This window comes from Hymenobacter qilianensis (genome assembly GCF_014489555.1).
Taxonomy (GTDB): Bacteria; Bacteroidota; Bacteroidia; order Cytophagales; family Hymenobacteraceae; genus Hymenobacter; species Hymenobacter qilianensis.
Window position 1 is genome coordinate 944,592 of record NZ_CP060784.1, and the last position, 16,611, is coordinate 961,202.

The 16,611-nt window shown below is 55.2% G+C and carries 16 protein-coding genes, 1 tRNA gene and 1 pseudogene; 9 read left to right on the forward strand and 9 right to left on the reverse strand.

The genetic code is table 11. The features are described from left to right. Positions 1-27 precede the first annotated feature (27 nt). From H9L05_RS04370 to rpmH, 3 genes are all read right to left on the reverse strand, one after another. Complete coding sequence (locus H9L05_RS04370) at positions 28-1,359, reverse strand: S41 family peptidase (protein WP_317175104.1); 1,332 nt, start codon at positions 1,357-1,359, stop codon at positions 28-30. A gap of 92 nt (positions 1,360-1,451) precedes the next feature. Continuing rightward, the gene (locus H9L05_RS04375; RefSeq protein WP_223284727.1) at positions 1,452-1,805 is read right to left on the reverse strand and encodes a ribonuclease P protein component; all 354 of its coding nucleotides are present in this window, start codon (positions 1,803-1,805) and stop codon (positions 1,452-1,454) included. A 43-nt stretch (positions 1,806-1,848) separates the two neighbouring features. After that, a complete protein-coding gene (gene rpmH / locus H9L05_RS04380) occupies positions 1,849-2,007 on the reverse strand; it encodes a 50S ribosomal protein L34 (protein ID WP_084444044.1) in 159 nt (52 codons plus the stop codon). 231 nt (positions 2,008-2,238) lie between these two features. On the opposite strand from rpmH, the gene H9L05_RS23110 reads away from it, so the two are divergent. The 4 genes from H9L05_RS23110 to H9L05_RS04395 are packed head-to-tail and all read left to right on the forward strand — an operon-like array spanning position 2,239 to position 4,684. After that, positions 2,239-2,736 (forward strand): M61 family metallopeptidase, encoded by a 498-nt coding sequence (locus H9L05_RS23110; protein ID WP_223284728.1) that lies wholly within the window; start codon positions 2,239-2,241, stop codon positions 2,734-2,736. Next, positions 2,691-3,971 carry a M61 family metallopeptidase gene (locus H9L05_RS04385; protein WP_223284729.1) on the forward strand — a complete coding sequence of 427 codons (1,281 nt, stop codon included), beginning with the start codon at positions 2,691-2,693 and terminating at the stop codon, positions 3,969-3,971. Before H9L05_RS23110 ends, H9L05_RS04385 begins: the two co-directional genes overlap by 46 nt. Positions 3,972-3,983: 12 nt before the next feature. Beyond that, positions 3,984-4,418: a hypothetical protein gene (locus H9L05_RS04390; RefSeq protein ID WP_187733174.1), complete on the forward strand. Its 435-nt coding sequence runs from the start codon at positions 3,984-3,986 to the stop codon at positions 4,416-4,418. Positions 4,419-4,435: 17 nt separating this feature from the next. After that, positions 4,436-4,684 (forward strand): hypothetical protein, encoded by a 249-nt coding sequence (locus H9L05_RS04395; protein WP_187733175.1) that lies wholly within the window; start codon positions 4,436-4,438, stop codon positions 4,682-4,684. A 145-nt stretch (positions 4,685-4,829) separates the two neighbouring features. On the opposite strand, the gene H9L05_RS04400 is transcribed toward H9L05_RS04395, so the two are convergent. The 3 genes from H9L05_RS04400 to H9L05_RS04410 form a co-directional block, all read right to left on the reverse strand. Beyond that, on the reverse strand, positions 4,830-5,009 hold the full coding sequence (locus H9L05_RS04400) for a hypothetical protein (protein ID WP_187733176.1): 180 nt from the start codon (positions 5,007-5,009) through the stop codon (positions 4,830-4,832). A 223-nt stretch (positions 5,010-5,232) separates the two neighbouring features. Further along, positions 5,233-6,162, reverse strand: a complete 930-nt coding sequence (locus H9L05_RS04405) for a PfkB family carbohydrate kinase (RefSeq protein ID WP_187733177.1) — start codon at positions 6,160-6,162, stop codon at positions 5,233-5,235. 100 nt (positions 6,163-6,262) lie between these two features. Further along, positions 6,263-6,336 (reverse strand) — tRNA-His (locus H9L05_RS04410). 235 nt (positions 6,337-6,571) lie between these two features. Here H9L05_RS04410 and H9L05_RS04415 point away from each other — a divergent pair. Continuing rightward, a complete protein-coding gene (locus H9L05_RS04415; protein ID WP_187733178.1) occupies positions 6,572-7,984 on the forward strand; it encodes a DEAD/DEAH box helicase in 1,413 nt (470 codons plus the stop codon). 445 nt (positions 7,985-8,429) lie between these two features. Here H9L05_RS04415 and H9L05_RS04420 read toward each other — a convergent pair whose 3' ends face one another. The 3 genes from H9L05_RS04420 to H9L05_RS04430 all read right to left on the reverse strand — a co-directional run bounded on the left by H9L05_RS04420 (position 8,430) and on the right by H9L05_RS04430 (position 10,666). Next, on the reverse strand, positions 8,430-8,894 hold the full coding sequence (locus tag H9L05_RS04420) for a hypothetical protein (RefSeq protein WP_187733179.1): 465 nt from the start codon (positions 8,892-8,894) through the stop codon (positions 8,430-8,432). 150 nt (positions 8,895-9,044) lie between these two features. Beyond that, on the reverse strand, positions 9,045-9,734 hold the full coding sequence (gene upp / locus H9L05_RS04425) for a uracil phosphoribosyltransferase (protein WP_187733180.1): 690 nt from the start codon (positions 9,732-9,734) through the stop codon (positions 9,045-9,047). Then, positions 9,722-10,666, reverse strand: a complete 945-nt coding sequence (locus H9L05_RS04430) for a GNAT family N-acetyltransferase (protein WP_187733181.1) — start codon at positions 10,664-10,666, stop codon at positions 9,722-9,724. The genes upp and H9L05_RS04430 overlap by 13 nt, the downstream gene beginning before the upstream one ends. Before the next feature lie 216 nt (positions 10,667-10,882). Here H9L05_RS04430 and H9L05_RS04435 point away from each other — a divergent pair, with 216 nt between their 5' ends. The 4 genes and pseudogenes from H9L05_RS04435 to H9L05_RS04450 all read left to right on the forward strand — a co-directional run bounded on the left by H9L05_RS04435 (position 10,883) and on the right by H9L05_RS04450 (position 16,610). Next, the gene (locus tag H9L05_RS04435; protein ID WP_187733182.1) at positions 10,883-12,691 is read left to right on the forward strand and encodes a capsule assembly Wzi family protein; all 1,809 of its coding nucleotides are present in this window, start codon (positions 10,883-10,885) and stop codon (positions 12,689-12,691) included. A gap of 25 nt (positions 12,692-12,716) precedes the next feature. Continuing rightward, positions 12,717-13,865 carry an NAD(P)/FAD-dependent oxidoreductase gene (locus tag H9L05_RS04440; RefSeq protein WP_187733183.1) on the forward strand — a complete coding sequence of 383 codons (1,149 nt, stop codon included), beginning with the start codon at positions 12,717-12,719 and terminating at the stop codon, positions 13,863-13,865. Positions 13,866-13,912: 47 nt separating this feature from the next. Further along, positions 13,913-15,753 (forward strand): annotated as a pseudogene (locus tag H9L05_RS04445) (ABC transporter ATP-binding protein). 242 nt (positions 15,754-15,995) lie between these two features. Continuing rightward, complete coding sequence (locus H9L05_RS04450; protein ID WP_187733184.1) at positions 15,996-16,610, forward strand: hypothetical protein; 615 nt, start codon at positions 15,996-15,998, stop codon at positions 16,608-16,610. Position 16,611 lies beyond the last annotated feature (1 nt).

Consider the following 16,611-nt stretch of genomic DNA (forward strand, 5'->3'; position numbering starts at 1 on the left):
CCGTGGAATAGCTCAAATCCTTTCCGCCTAAGAACTCGATGAATTTCTGATACTCAGCGTCTGAGAGGTGAAATTCACGGGCGGGGGCAAAGTGGCGTGAGCGGCGCGGTAGCGAGTAGCGTAGTCAAACAGATAGTTTTTCTGCAGCAGCACCCGGGTGATATCCGCGATGGCACGCTCTTTCACTTCCACATCGGGAGCTACGCCGCCCCCATCGTATACTACGCGGCCGCTGGTCGTTTTGAAAGCGGTGCGCAAGGAATCAGGCACTTTCCCTAAGGTGCCATCCTCGGCTCTATGGGCATAGTCTATTTCCTGAATGCAGCGCCCGCTTGGGATATAGTATTTGGCAGTTGTTACCTTCAGCTGAGAATTGTAAGACAAAGGCCGCGTGGCCTGCACTAGTCCTTTGCCGAAGGTTCGCTTACCGACCAACACAGCGCGGTCGTAGTCTTGCAATACGCCCGACACGATTTCGGAGGCGGAAGCGGAACGGTTGCTGGTCAGTACCACTACCGGCATCTGCGTGTCCAGAGGAGCATCGAGGGCTTTATAGGTTTTGTTCCAGTCGGTTACTTTTCCTTTGGTGCTCACTATATCCAAACCCTTATTTACGAAGAGGTTAGATACGTTCACGGCTTCATTGAGCAAGCCACCTGGGTTGTCGCGTATATCGAAAACGATTTTTTTGGCGCCCTGCTCTTTTAGCTTCATTACCGCTAAGCGCGCTTCCTTACCGGCGTCAATAGTAAAGCCGGCTAGTTGGAAGTAGCCGATTTCAGGAGTCAGCATGCCGTAGTACGGCACATTTTCTACCTGAATCTTGTCGCGGGTAATGTTGATCTCCACCGGTACATCCTGCCCGTAGCGCGTCACCGATAGCTTTGCTACGGAGTTGGCCTGCCCTTTCAGCAGCTTGCTGATATCGGAGTTATTCTTGGTCGAAACGTTGACTCCGTTAATAGTCAGAATCTCATCGCCGGGCAGCAAGCCAGCCTTTTGCGCCGGATAGCCTTCGTAAGCAGCCTGCACTACGGTTTTTGCCCCCCGCTTCACTACCACCGCCCCAATGCCGCCGTATTGCCCGGTGGTCATGGTGCGGAAGTCCTCGATATCGTCTTCGGGAATGTAATTCGTGTACGGATCCAGCGACTTAAGCATGGCGTCGATGCCCGTTTTCACCATTTTCGCGGGCGTTATTTCATCCACGTAATAGGTGTTCACTTCCTTAAACAGGGTCGCGAAAATGTCGAGGTTCTTGGCAATCTCGAAGTAGCGCTCATTGTCGGAGGCACTGCGGAAAGAGACGAGCAACGTGGCCCCGCCTAAAACCAGGCCGGCCAGATATTTTTTGCGCATAAAAAGGCTGAAAGCGTGGAAAACAACCTACGATACAGGCACCACCGCAACGGTGGGGGTTGCATCAGTTAGCAAACGCTCCAGCCCTGAAATTAATTTTTTTTCAACCAGCGAGAAAGGCTTTTTTTCCTTACCCGAATAGATAATCCCCAGCAGGGCAACAGAATGCCCCCAGGTGCTTCCAGCAGGCGGTATTTATTCAGCCTGTATGCCTCCCGCATGAGGCGCTTCAGCCGGTTTCGGTCCACAGCCCGCTTGAAGGAACGCTTCGATACGCTCACCAGCACTTGGGGCGGAGCGGTAGTCGGGGCAAGTGCGGGCAGCCACACCAACCGCAAGGGATATAAACCAAAAGAAGAACCCCGGCCGAAAAGCTCGTCAATGAGCTTTTTGCGACACAAGTGTTCTTCTTTCGGAAATGAGTAGGAGCGCGCGCCCGGCGTCATAGATATGGCTGGCTGGGGCGAATCGGCGGGAGCCGTCAGCGGTTTAGCGCTTATGACGACCCTCGTCGGATACCGTCAGGCGCTTGCGGCCTTTGGCGCGGCGGGAGGCCAGCACACGGCGGCCGTTGGCGGTTTCCATGCGTGAGCGGAATCCGTGCTTGTTGCGGCGCTTGCGCTGCGAGGGTTGAAATGTTCTTTTCATCGTCTTGGAATGCTATTCGGGGATGGCCGGCAAAGGTAAGGCCTTCATTTGTAAATGCCAAACAGTATAGAAAAGTAGTAGTGGCTTTGTTGACTTTAAGCCTCATTTAGGGCATTCTGGAAGGCACTTAAGCTTGCGGGGGCACCGGCTTCGTATACATTTGACTTCAGCAACTTCCTTTGTTTTTGGGACACCGACGTACACTCCAGCCGCAAGGCCTACCTTCCCTTTATGATTCACTACCACGTCTCGTTTGAGAATCCACTTACTTTTTATCTGCAAATTCAGCTAACGCTAACGGTGCCGGCCGAAGCTACCGAAGCGCTGGAATTGCAGCTGCCGGCCTGGCGCCCCGGACGCTATGAGCTGCAAAACTTTGCGCAAAAGATTCAGCGGGTGGTGATAGATGATGCTGATTCGGGCGAGGTCCTCTCCTATCGTAAGCTCACAAAAGATCGCTGGCAGGTGGCGGACGCGGCCGGACGGACGGTGCGGGTGCGCTACAACTTCTACGCTCACCAGATGGATGCGGGCGGCTCTTGGCTCGATGAAAGTCAGCTATACATAAATGGGGTGCAATGCTTTATGTACGCCGAAGGCCGGCAACAGGAGCCTTGCGAGTTGACATTAGAACTGCCCGAGAGCTGGCAGATTGCGTGTGGCCTACCCCAAAAAGCCCCCACATGCTTCAGGCCGACAGTTTTGAGCACCTCATCGAATGCCCGCTGATAGCTAGTCCTACGCTCCAACACCACGAATACCAGGCGCAGGGCATCCCATTTCATGTCTGGGTGCAGGGCGAGTGTGACCCCGACTGGCCGCGCTTACTTCAGGATTTTACAGCCTTCTCAGAGGAGCAGTTGAGTTTGTTTGGCGGCTTTCCAGTGGCTGATTACCATTTCATCAACCAGATTCTGCCTTACAGTCATTACCACGGCGTCGAGCACACCAACTCCACGGTTATTACGCTGGGACCCGCGCAGCTGCTCATGACGGAGGTGCTTTATAAAGAGCTGTTGGGCGTAAGCTGCCACGAATTATTCCACACCTGGAACATCAAAAGCATCCGGCCCGCCGAGCTATTGCCCTACGACTATACGCAGGAACAGTATTTCCGCACCTGCTACATCGCCGAAGGCATCACAACTTATTACGGCGAGTATTTATTGGCACGTAGCGGCGTGCGCACGGCGGAGCAATATTTCCAGGAACTGAACACGGTGCTGCGCAAGCACTACGAAGACGACGGCCGCTTCAATCTGTCGCTGGCCGACGCCTCCGTTGACCTTTGGCTGGATGGCTATAAGAATGGCGTGCCCGATCGGAAGGTATCCGTGTATTATAAAGGAGCGCTGGTGGCGCTGCTCCTGGATTTGGCGTTGCGGCAGCTTTCCAAGCATCAGCGCAGCCTCGACAATGTGCTGCGGCGGCTGTGGCTGGAATTTGGAAAGCCGGGCGTGGGCTACACCGAAGATGACTATATCCGCTTGGTGGAAGAAGTAGCCGGCCGGCCCATGCGGCAATATTTCGACAGCTTTATTTACGGCACTGCCTCTTTGGAAGAGCCCCTGACCAAAGCCCTGCACTTTGTGGGCTGCACGCTCCTGCAAGAAGAAAACGTATCGGCTGCGGAAGGCGTATTTGGGTTTAAGACCATTCTCAAAAACGAGCGAACGGAAGTAACGAACATCCTCCCCCATTCGCCCGCTGCCGCCGCTCTTACCGTTGATGACGAAATAATAGCGGTGAATGGGCAACGGGTTCAGATGAATTTGCAGGTGTTGCTTAGCACTGGAGCTCCCAGCTATGAGCTAAGCGTGTTTCGCCAGAGCCGCCTGCTTACCCTAACGCTGGCAGCTGATCCAACCCGGCGTTTTTGGCCAAAGGTTACCATTGCGAAACGCGCTGATGCTACGCCCGAGCAGCAGATTAGCTTCAAACAATGGCTCAAGCAAGATTTTTAATTTTGTGCTTATATGAACTTGTATCCAATTCTTCTTACGCTGGGGGGCATTTCGCTGATCAGCTGCGACAGTAGTCCTCAGGAAATCGCGAAAACCCCGGCAAGATCACCCACGGCGGCTGTGCAGCCGAAAGTTCTACACCCTGCTAGCTCAGCAACGGCGGCTCCAGCGGCTAAGGTTCTGCGCTCGGAAACCGATACCATCCGGCTCCGCAACGGCAGTGTAGCCCGGCTTACCCCCGCTCGCGAAGCTGAGTTTGCCCGCCTCAATGGCATCGACACCGATACCACCGAACAGAAATATATTCAGTTGGCGAAGGGCCGGGCCCAGCGCCGCTCTGATCAACTCCTTCTTACCCTAACGAATGGCCGTACGCTTACGCTAACCAATAATATAACCGATCCGGACGAGGAAAAGCACGTTGTTTACCGCTTCCGGGGCCTTTAGCCAACAGCGACTTTTGGGTGCTGGATGTCACGCGTTGGGAGTCAGGGTTCGTGCTACTGATTAATCAGCATACCGGGCGGCGCACGCGGCTGTGGGGCCGGCCGGTGTTGGCGCCCAACGGTACCCATTTCGTCGCATTCAACTCCGATATGGAAGCCGGCTATTCGCCTAATGGGCTGGAGGTCTGGTCCTTGGAAAGTGGAATCCCGATGTTGCGCTGGAACCGCGTAGTGAATACCTGGGGCCAGAGGAGGTGCGCTGGCTGAACGACAAAACGCTCATTATCCGCCAGTATTATCCCGACAGTACGCCCCAGATCAAGTATGCGCGGCTGCTGCTGCCTCAGTAGCCTACGGCACAAAAAAGCCCCCGGAACTGGTTCCGGGGGCTTTTTTGTGCCGTCTCCAATCCTTATTTTGCTTTTTGCTGCGAAGGATTGGGGTTGCTGCGGGGCTTATTGGTACGAGCCGAAAGTACTTCGTTCACGTTGCCGCCGGGCGTATTGCCGCGTATGTCGTTGCCCGCTTCGGTGAGAATATTCTGGTTGGCGTTCTGCACTTTGGTTCCGCCGCTATTGGAGCCGCCCTTCATATCTGGCGCTACAGAATTCGTTTCATTCTGCGGCGAGTCAGAGGGCACAGATTTCTTCTTCGAGGGCTTCTTATTTTCTGCCATTGTAGTAGAGCTAAGGGTGAGAAGATTACTCCACTCTTTTACCCAGCTTCGCTTTATTTGGTTGCTCAAAGGTGAGAAGCAAGCGCATAAAAAAGCCCCCCAGCCGCGAGTGCTGGGGGCTTTTTTGGTTTAATCAAGCTTAAGCTTCAATGCTAATCGGCTCTACGTTTACCAGTTCAGCGAATTGGCGCTCCCGAGCTTCGATTTCTTCTTTGGTCAAATTAACCAAGCGCTCCGTACCAAACTTCTCAACACAAAACGAAGCCATAGCCGAGCCGTGAATGACCGCACGCTTCATATTGTCGAAGCTGATATCATCGGTGGCGGCGAGGTAGCCGATAAAGCCGCCCGCGAAAGTATCGCCGGCGCCGGTCGGGTCGAATACTTCTTCCAGGGGCAAGGCGGGAGCAAAAAACACTTTGTTCTTGCAGAACAGCAGTGCGCCGTGCTCGCCCTTTTTAATAATCAGATACTTAGGCCCCATAGCCATAATCTTGCGGGCTGCTTTTACCAGCGAGTACTCACCCGAAAGCTGACGAGCTTCTTCGTCATTTATGCTTAGCACATCCACCATCTCAATGGTCGTGATCAGCTCTTCGAGTGCCACATCCATCCAGAAGTTCATGGTGTCCAGCACGATAAGCTTAGGCCGATTGACGAGGCGCTGAATAACCAGGCGCTGCACCTGAGGCGTCAGATTGCCCAGCATCAGGTATTTGCAGTCCTGGTACGAATCCGGAATGATGGGGTCGAAATCGGCCAGCACATTCAACTCCGTCTGTAGGGTTTCGCGCGAGTTCAGGTCCGTCGAATACTTGCCCGACCAGAAAAACGACTTCTCCCCTTCTTTTATCTGCAAGCCTTCTGTGTCAACGCCGTGCTCTTGCAACAAAAGCACATCCGATTGCGGAAAATCGTCGCCTACTACGGCCACCAGCTTCACCGGCTTTACGGAGTAAGAAGCTGACAGCGTGATATAAGTAGCCGCGCCACCGATGATTTTGTCCGTTTTGCCGAAAGGCGTTTCCAGGGCGTCGAACGCCACCGAACCGATAACTACCAGACTCATAAGAAGAGGGAATAAAGGTGATTCAAGCAGATGATTTGAAGTTGACAACGGCACAAACAAAAAAAAAGTCCCCGGAAAAAACTTTCGGGGACCTTTTCAGGGTAAGCAATGGGGCTCGAACCCACGGCCTTCGGAATCACAATCCGATGCTCTAACCAGCTGAGCTATGCCTACCAGATGGGTAATGGAGGGACAAAAGTAGCGGTCTGCCGGGGTTATTCAAAAATTATGAGAGAGTTTTTTTATCGCAACACATAGTTCGTAAAAATGCGCCGCCAGCCGTTTAGCTTCTACATCACTCCGCTGAATTACAAATTTTGCCCCCCACTGTCAGCCCACGACTAGCTGTGCTGTGTCGCGCTCCTACCAGAGTCACGTACCTTTGTCTTTCGCATTAGCTTTTTTCATCATGTCCGACGCCACGCCCCAACCCATTTCCTTCGCCGATTTCAAGCTCAATAAGCAGCTACTTACGGCCGTGGCTGAAGCAGGCTTTACGGAGCCTACGCCGGTTCAGCTGCAAACTATTCCGCTTTTGCTTGCCGGACACGACGTGCTGGGTATCGCGCAGACGGGCACCGGCAAAACCGCCGCTTTTGGTTTGCCTTTGCTGATGAAGGTGAAATACGCGCAGGGTACGCATCCCCGCGCCCTGATTTTGGCCCCCACTCGCGAATTGGCTATTCAGCTCGAAACGCACCTGAAGCGCCTCGCCACCCAAACCGATTTGCGCATTTTCGCTATCTATGGCGGCTTGGGGCCCAAAACACAGATTGAAACTATTGCTCAGGGCGTTGATATTCTGATTGCCACGCCGGGGCGCCTATTGGAATTATATCTGAAGGGCGACTTGGTTTTGAAAGAACTGAAAACCTTGGTGCTCGACGAGGCCGACAAAATGATGGATATGGGCTTTATGCCCCAAATCAGGCGCATTCTGGAAGTTATACCGACCAAGCGGCAGAACGTGCTGTTTTCGGCCACTATGCCGGATAAGGTAGCAACACTGAGCGAGGAGTTTCTGGAGTTCCCGGTGCGGGTGGAAGTGACTCCGGCGGCTACATCTGCCCAAAATGTCAGTCAGGCGCTGTATCAGGTGCCCAACCTGCTCACCAAAATCAACTTGCTGGGCTACCTGGTGCGCGATGAGGAAGTGTTCAACCGCGTTATGATTTTCTGCCGCACCAAAGAGCACGCCGATAACGTGGCGCATTTTCTGGGGCGCAAAAGCACGGGTGAAGTAAGAGCCATTCACGGCAACAAGGGCCAGAACGTACGCATCAACGCGATGGAGGCTTTCCGTGCTGGTGAGCTGCGCTTTTTGGTAGCCACCGATGTAGCGGCTCGCGGCATCGATGTGCCGCAGGTAAGCCACGTCATCAACTTCGACGTGCCGCTGATTTACGACGACTACGTGCATCGCATTGGCCGCACGGGTCGGGCCCAGCACACGGGCGCGGCTATTACGTTTGCCAACGCTGCCGAAATGCACCATATGGGCCGCATTGCGGAGCTGATTAATCAGACGATTCCGGAGTTACCCCTGCCACCCGACGTAGCGGTGGCTCCTACCGCTTTCGATGAGCAGCAAGGTATGGATCGGGAGATTGACGAGCGTCGTCGCCGCCTCGATCCAAACTTCAAGGGCGCATTCCACGAGAAGAAGGTTCCGCTGCAAAAGGACATCGACAAGCGCACTGGTTTGCCTTATGTGGAAGGCCCGAACCGGAGCGTAAAGGGGCGCAAGGCGAATCCGTCGAAGGGGCGGGCGTCGTCGCCGGCGAAAAAAGCAGCAGCCAAAGCCCGCGGTCGCCGCAAATAGAAAGTCAGGCGATACCCGACAACTTACTCACTGCATGCCATCAGGCGGTAGCCCGCCCGCACGGTCTCCTCGCAAAGCGGTAGGTACACTCTGACTCCTAAAGCATTGGTATGCAGAAATACTAATACAGGAGCGGCAGATGACCGTTCGTGTATGGTGGAAGGGCGACCTTGCAAGGTGAAGGATTGAGGTTTCATAGCAGCGTTGATGAGAGGAACGAGAATATAGATAGCGGGTAGAGCTAAAGATAATAAGACACTAGGTAAACTGAACTGTCTTAAGCACAAATATTTATAGCTTACTTCACATCAAAGCAACACCATAATTTTTCATTAGGCAATACCTATTTCCGGGTATTCTGGTCCTAATTTTCATTACGTAGAAATGCCCCCCAGACCGACGGTCTGGGGGGCATTTCTACGTAATTATATCCCGCAGCTAAGTGTCAGTGCTGAAAGATGGGCAAATGACTGAATTCGATAGTCACGAAGGTGAGAGCAACGCCCCAAATGGCCGCACTCCACAGCATATGCAGCAGAATCCGTGAGCGAGGCACATGCAATTGAGTAGCAATGACGGTACCGAGGATGGGACTAAACAGAATAGGCGTCAGGAAAGCAATACCGGGCATGCCGAAGCGGCGAAAAATGCTTACGATACGACGGCTGCGCTTGCTAAATACGGGCTTGCCTTTACGCTGACGCCGTTTCCGCAGGTGCAGCGCCCAGGCACGGCCCACCCCCGACACAATAACTACACTCGTCATCATACCAGCTACGGTCAGCCCCCACGTGAGAGCGAAAGACAAACCCGCTGCCGTGCCCGCAACCGGGCCGGCAAAGAACTTGAGAGAGCTCAGTAGGTAAACAGATGCGTATTGGGCCAGTTGTTTGGCAAGTTCGGGTAGCACGAGCAAGGAGTATTTACAGCTTGAATAGCAAAAACGGCCAACAGCTTCGGGCGTAAAGGTAACACGAAGCTGGTGCCACCTTTGGTTCCCCGTATGCTGCCGATTATATGCCGTGTTAGTAAAGCTGGTTTCTCATAAGCGCTATCCTGCTCACAATTTGCTTCCGTACGAGAGGTCGCCGGCGTCGCCGAGGCCTGGCATGATATAGGCCTGGGCATTCAGGCCTTCATCCACGGCAGCTACCCAAAGCGTGGCCTCCGGAATTTCGCGGGTTACGTACGCTACGCCTTCCGGGCTGGCAATAACGGCCGCGATGTGTACCTGTCGGGGTGTGCCAAAGCGCAGCATTGCCCGATAGGTGAGCACCAATGATTTGCCCGTAGCTAACATCGGATCGGCCAGAATAAGTACCCGCTCATCCAAGGAAGGCGCGGCCAGATAATCGACCTGCACCTGCACTTGTGATGTGCCTTCAATGCGGTAAGCGGCCGCAAAAGCGCTGGGCGACTGATCGAAATAATTGAGAAAGCCCTGATGAAATGGCAAACCGGCCCGCAATACGGTAGCTAGCACCGGAAAGTCGCGGAGCTGCTGGCTGTTGGCCGTGCCCAGTGGCGTTTGTACGGCTTTGTCGGTATAGCTGAGCAAAGAGCTGATGCGATACGCGATGATTTCGCCTAAGCGCTGAAGGTTGCGCCGGAAGCGCAGGCTGTCGCGCTGTACATCCACGTCGCGCAGCTCGGCCAGAAAGTGATTGGCGATGGAAGGCTCGGCGCACACGATGTGCACGCGCTCAGAAAGGTCGGGAGTAGCTTCGGGCGTTGGGTTTAGCGCATCCATTGCAGATACCAGGGTTGGCGGGTTTGAGTGAGGGCCGCGTAGGGTACGGGCGTGGCGCCGAAGTTGGCGAAAAAACGAGCAATAGAAGGAATCATTCCGCCTTCAAAATCGAGAACTAAGCCGGGCGAGCCCGCATTGCGCTGAATTACATGGTCGAGCAGCAGCAGTGGGGCACCGGCTTTTTTGCCCCCCAGCGAGGCAGCCGCGAACAAATAAATGATAACATGGGCATGGCAGACAAACAACGCTCCGGCCAGCAGTTCGCCGCTGTTTGGCGCCCGCGCTTCCAGTATCAGCAACCGGCTGTGCGCCTGCAAGGCCTTCACTAAAGCCTGCAAGTGCTGGTATTCCTGGTTCTTCAAACCGACAGCGGCTTTCTCTCTTTTGAATAAGTCAATAACAGCCCCCGCCGACATAGTTTCTGTAACAACCAGATGTTGAGGCTGCTCCTTGCTTCGGCTAATACGGCGGCGGTAGTCGGGTGCGTAGGAAGCCAGCAGCGTATTATAAACGGGCGCCAAACTGAGCTGGTAGGTTTGGCGCTGCGTCAGCTTAAAGCCAGGCGGCGCAGCTACCAGCTCGTTTTTGGTGCTTAGCTGCAAGTACAGATGTGCAACACGCCCTGCGGGCAGCAACGCCAGATAGTCAAGCACATGGCGGTGGCGGCTGGCGGCAGTGGTAATCAGGCCAAGCTGCTGGGTAAAAGGCGGCTGATACACGTCGCGCCCCCAGGGCCTCGTTTTTATTGGTAGCGGAAACACAGAGGCGTATGCACCCGTGTCCTCCATCACTTCCACCACCGCATCCCAGCGCCCAGCCGTAGCTGCCAGCCACCAGGCGCACGCATACGGCAGCGCTTGGGGCGCGGCTGCTACGCAAGCCTCCCAGGCGGGCAGGTCGAGCTCAGAATGGCGGATATAGCGAAGCGGCAAGGGAGAATATGAAAGTTTAGAAGCTTAGTACGGCAACTTGAAGAAGGAGCACGGCATTGGGGGGCTTTTTTAGGGCAAAAAGTTTCAGCAAACCGGCCTGCTAACCTTTTACGCAGCGAAGCCGGACCGATTTTCGCGCGCAACCTAATTTGCCCCCCAAGTGCGTAGTTTTGCACGGCCGGGCGCCTCAGTGGTCGTTTGGTCCTACTAATTAGTATGAGAAAATCATTATTGCTGCTCACCGCGTTGAGCTTTCTGGCCGGGCAGGCCGTTGCCCAGGTAAACCCAGCTGGCCCCACTTATCTAAGAATCGACACGCTGGGCGCCAAACCGGCCGTTCCAGTCCAGCCCCAAAGTGATGTGCAGGGCACTACGTATGTGCCGCTCGACAGCGACGTGTATCGGCTTATCGACCGCTATGCTATCCTTTTCGGCCCCGATTCGCTCAACGACCCGCATACCTCGGTACGACCTTACACCCGCGCCAGCGTAGCCCGTTTGGCAGAGCGCATTCTGCGGGACAGCACCACTGCCGGCATCACTCGCGCCGACCGCTTTAACGCTGAATATCTATTGCGCGACAACTGGCAGTCTACCAAGCAGGATGTCGCGGTAAATACGTCGGAAAAGCCGGTGCTGGGGCGTTTCTACCGTAATAAGTCCGATTTTTTCCATGTCGAAACGCCTGGCTTCACCTTACGCGTAAATCCTGTGGCCAACCTTTCCGTGGGCCGCGACACCGACATTGACGGCTTGCGCTACCTCAATACGCGCGGCGTGCAGGTGGAAGGCACCATCGACGAAAAGCTGGGCTTCTATACCTTCCTGGCTGATAATCAGACGGCCGCGCCCTTTTATGTGCAGCAACGGGTGCTGCGCGACAACATCGTACCCCACGAGGCTTTCTGGAAAACCTATAAAAACCGCGCCGATCAGTACGACTTCCTTTCGGGGCGCGGCTACCTCACTTACTCGGCCACCAAGCACATCAACCTACAGTTTGGCTACGACCGCAACACCATCGGCAACGGCTACCGCTCGCTTATCCTGTCAGACTACGCGGCGCCTTACCTGTTTTTGAAGGTTAATACCCGCATCTGGAAATTCAATTACCAGAACCTGTTTGCGGAAATGACGGCCGAAAAGGCCAACCAAGACACGATTTATCAAAAGAAGTACTTCGCCCTCCATCACCTCAGCCTCGATCTGGCGCCTAACTTTAATGTAGGCGTATTTGAATCGGTGGTTTTTGGTCGCGGCAAGGGACGCTACGAGCTGCAATACCTCAACCCCATCATCTTCTACCGCTCTGTAGAGCAGGCTATTGGCTCCAATGATAACGCCTTGCTGGGCCTTGATTTCAAGTGGAATATCAAGCGGCGGTTGCAGCTGTATGGGCAGGTGGTGCTGGATGAGTTCGTTATCAGTGAGGCGCGTGCGGGCAAAGGCTCGTGGCGCAACAAGCAATCGGTGCAGCTGGGTGGCCGCTACATTAATGTAGCAGGTATCCAAAACCTTGATTTTCAGGGTGAAGTAAACTATATCCGGCCCTACACTTACCAGCACCTCGATCAGTACCGCAACTACCAGCACTACAACCAGCCGCTGGCGCACCCGATGGGGGGCAATTTGGTGGAGCTGCTGGGCATTGTCAGCTACCAGCCCTTGCCACGCTTGAACTTGGTTGCCAAAGGATTTTACACCGTGCAGGGCAATGACATAACAGACGAAAACGGCTTTCTGGTTAACTACGGCGGCAACGTACGTTTGCCCTACACCAACCGACCGCTCCAGCCCGATGGCAACGTGCGCATAGAGGATTTCCGGGTGGGCGATGGTATCCAAACCAATCTTATTCACACCGATTTTACTGCCACGTATCAGGCCCGCCATAATGTATGGCTTGATGCGAAGCTGATTATGCGCCGCATAACCAGCCCCGACGTCGATAACCTGACCAATAGCACGGTGTACCCTTCTCTGGCATTCCGCTGGAATATTGCGCAGCGCCTCTACGAGTTTTAACAGCTCGGGCGGGCCGCATTTCTTCATGACCAACCACTACGATGTCGTTATTCTCGGGGCCGGACCAGCGGGTACGGCTTGCGCGCTGGCGTTGCAGAATAGCGGTTTGCGCGTGGCCCTGGTAGATAAAGACCGGTTTCCACGCGATAAAGTATGCGGAGACGCCATTCCGGGCTTGGCCCTCAAAGCCATCCGGAAACTCTCGCCGGCTTTGTATGAGGAGTTGTACGCGCTGCCGCAAAAAGCCGAAACCCGCGACAGCCGGCTGTTTGCGCCCAGCGGCGACGACATCCGGGTGCGGTGGCAAATTCAAACCTTCAACAGCCCCCGTCTGCACTTCGACGCACGCCTGCTGGCAATGGTACGGGCTCACACCGAAACGCACGTTCAGCTCGCTTTTCCGGTCAAGGATATGCACGTGTCGGCTGAGCAAGTCACGCTGCTGTCCGCCAACGGGCAAGCGCCACTTACCTGCCAGCTGCTTATTGGCTGCGACGGCGCTAACTCGGTAGCGGCCCGCAAGCTTACCCAGCGCCCCCTCGACCGTGCCCACCAGTGCGTAGCCGTGCGCGCCTATTTTCAGGGCCTCACCAACACCGACGAAACCACCACCGAGTTCTATTTCCTACGCGAGTATCTGGCTGGCTATTTCTGGATTTTCCCGGTCGGCAACGGCGTGTATAATGTCGGCTTTGGCATGCTTTCGTCTGATGTGGCGGCCCAAAAGCTGGATTTAAAGAAAGTGCTGCTGGCTATTACCCGCGAGCATCCGCAGGTGGCGCCACGGTTTGCCCAGGCCAGCCAACTAAGCGAAGTAAGCGGCTTTGGGCTGCCGCTGGGGGGCAAATCCCGGCCTATTAGTGGCGCCCGCTTCCTGCTCTGCGGCGACGCAGCTTCGCTCATCGACCCGCTACAGGGCCACGGCATCGATACGGCCATTCAAAGCGGCATACTGGCGGCTAAGCAAGCCGTGCGCTGCTTTGAGCAGCAGGATTTCAGCGCGGCGCAAATGCACTGGTACGAGCAGGCGGTGTATCAGCAGATAGGCAAGAAGCTGGCCCGCAGCTACCGGCTTATGCGGTTTATTTCCAGCAAACCCTGGCTGGTAAATGCTGGTTTTGGCTTGGCCCGGAATGCCTGGGTAAAGAAATGGCTGCTGAAAGTGGTCGGATAGAGGCCGATTGAACGAGGGCTGCGCTAATGCTTACCTTTGCGGCCTCCATGAAAACCTACCTCCGCATTCTGGGCTATGCGCGGCCGTTCGCCGATTTCGTGCCCCTGTATTTTCTGTATACGGTGCTCGGCATCATATTCGGGCTCTGCAACTTTACGCTGGTCATTCCTTTGCTCAACGTGCTGTTTGGCACCACAGAGCAGCATACCGCTACTGCCACCGCACCGCCGGACTTTGCGCTGTCCATCGACTACATCAAAACGACTTTCGATTACTACTTCACGCAGGTCACGCTTTCGCGGGGCAAGCTGGGCGCGCTGAGCTTCGTGTGTATGGTGCTGATTGTTTCGGTGTTTCTAAGCAATCTGTTCCGCTATCTGGGCTTGCGCATCATCGCCCGGGTTCGGGCCCGCGTGATCCGCAATATGCGCCACGCGCTGTATGAGCGCATCACGCAATTACAGCTCGGCTACTTTTCGGGCGAGCGTAAAGGCGACCTGATGTCGCGCCTCACCAACGACGTGCAGGAAGTAGAAGGTTCGGTGGTAAACACGCTGACCGGCGTTATCCGCGATCCGCTGTTTATCGTGGCGTATTTCGTGCTCTTACTGTACATGTCGGTGAAGCTGACGTTGTTTACCCTGCTTATTCTGCCGGTATCGGGCTTGCTGATTTCGGGTATTTCGAAGCGGCTAAAGCGGCAGGCTCACCAAAGCCAGGAGTCGCTGGGCACCATGCTTACGGTGATTGACGAGACGCTGGGGGCATTCGGGTTATCAAGGCCTTCAATGCTCAACCCTACATTATGGGCAAGTTTCGGGCGCAGAACAACGAGTATGCGCGTACGCTGCGGGCTATGGCCAACTCCCGCGATTTGTCGTCACCTATCTCCGAGTTTCTGGGTGTGGGTGTGGTGGCAGGCTTGCTATTCTATGGCGGCACGCTGGTTTTGTCGGGCGAATCGGAGCTGACGGCGTCGGACTTTATTGGCTATCTGATTCTGTTTTCGCAGGTACTAGTGCCCGTGAAAGCGCTGGGCGGGGCGTTCAGCTACATTCAGCGGGGCCTAGTTGCTGGTGAGCGAATTCTGAAAGTGGTCGATACAGAGCCCATTATCCGCGACAAGCCCGACGCGCACGTGCTTCCGCCGTTCCAGCACCAGATTGAGCTGCGCAATTTGCAGTTCAGCTACGGCGACCAGCCCGTACTCACCGACATCAACCTCGTTATTCCCAAAGGTAAAACCGTGGCCCTGGTTGGTCCATCGGGCAGCGGCAAGTCAACGCTGGCCGACCTGCTGCCGCGCTTCTACGACCCCACTGGGGGGCAAATTCTCATCGACGGACACGATGTGCGCGACTGCACCATTCACTCCGTGCGCGAGCAAATGGGCATTGTGACTCAGGAAAGCATTCTGTTCAACGATACCATTTTCAACAATATCCGCTTCAATACCGAAGCCACGGAAGCGCAGGTAATTGAGGCGGCCAAGATTGCCAATGCCCACGAATTCATTCAGCAAACGCCTGAGGGCTACCACACTATGATCGGCGACCGGGGCTCCCGCCTCTCGGGTGGGCAGCGGCAGCGCATCAGCATTGCCCGCGCCATCCTGCGCAACCCGCCCATCCTGATTTTGGACGAAGCCACTTCTGCCCTCGATACAGAATCGGAAAAGCTGGTGCAGGAAGCCCTGACGCGGCTCATGCACAGTCGTACCTCGCTGGTTATTGCCCACCGCCTGAGCACCGTGCAGCACGCCGACGAAATTGTGGTCTTGCAGAACGGCCGTATCGTGGAGCGCGGCACCCACGACGAGCTGCTGGCGCAGGCCGGCGGCTTGTATCAGCGCCTGAACAGCATGCAAACCAACGGTATGCTGGTGTAGAATTTGGGCGAAAAGAAATAGGTGGCCTTAAGTTGCGCTCTGCCTAAAAAGCCCCCCAGACCATGAAAAACGCACTTAAAATCAACCGTTGAAGGCTTGGCTGCGTTTAGCAGGATGGTGCCAGGGTTGCACTGCGCGCCCAAAATGGGTAAACGTCTATATTTAGCCCGCCGTTGTGGCTTCCTGTGGCTTCCGCGCGTGGTTTGACCACCGGCTTTTCTTCCACTTAGCTTTCTCCTCCTATGCTTGCTTTCAAACGCTTAGTTAATGTGGTCGTCATGGTGTATTTGCTCCTGGCGCTGCTTTTCATGCTGATGCCCGCGTCCCGCGACTTTATGATGTCGTCAATGGGACTGAGTGGCGACTTAGGATTGGCAACATTTTATAACACGATGTTTGTCATCGGAGCCATATTGCTGGCTTTGGAGCTGATCGTAGAGAACCTGTACAATGTGGCTTTGAAGCGCGACCTGTCCCGCCAGGAAGGCAAGGTAAACGAGCTGAAAGCCCGCCTTTATGATCACCAGATGGAGCAGCGCGACCGGGATTTGCAGGCGCGCCCCGTTACCACATCAGCCCCGGCAAACCCCGCTCGGCCTGTTACCACCGCGCCGCTCGTAGTACCCGTCACACCCGTAGCACCAGTAGTACCGCCCGCCCCTACTCCAGCGCCAACGGCAACCACGGCTACCCGCCTCGACCCGGTATATGTAGTGCCTGCCGACCCTGCGCCGGGCACGAATTTGCCCCCCAACCCTAATGTGGTAGAAACCCCACCGCATTCTAACGTTCCGCCCGCTTCCGCCGCCGACCTCGAAACACCGCGGCCCTCGCAGTATCCTTCTTCCCAACCTTAAT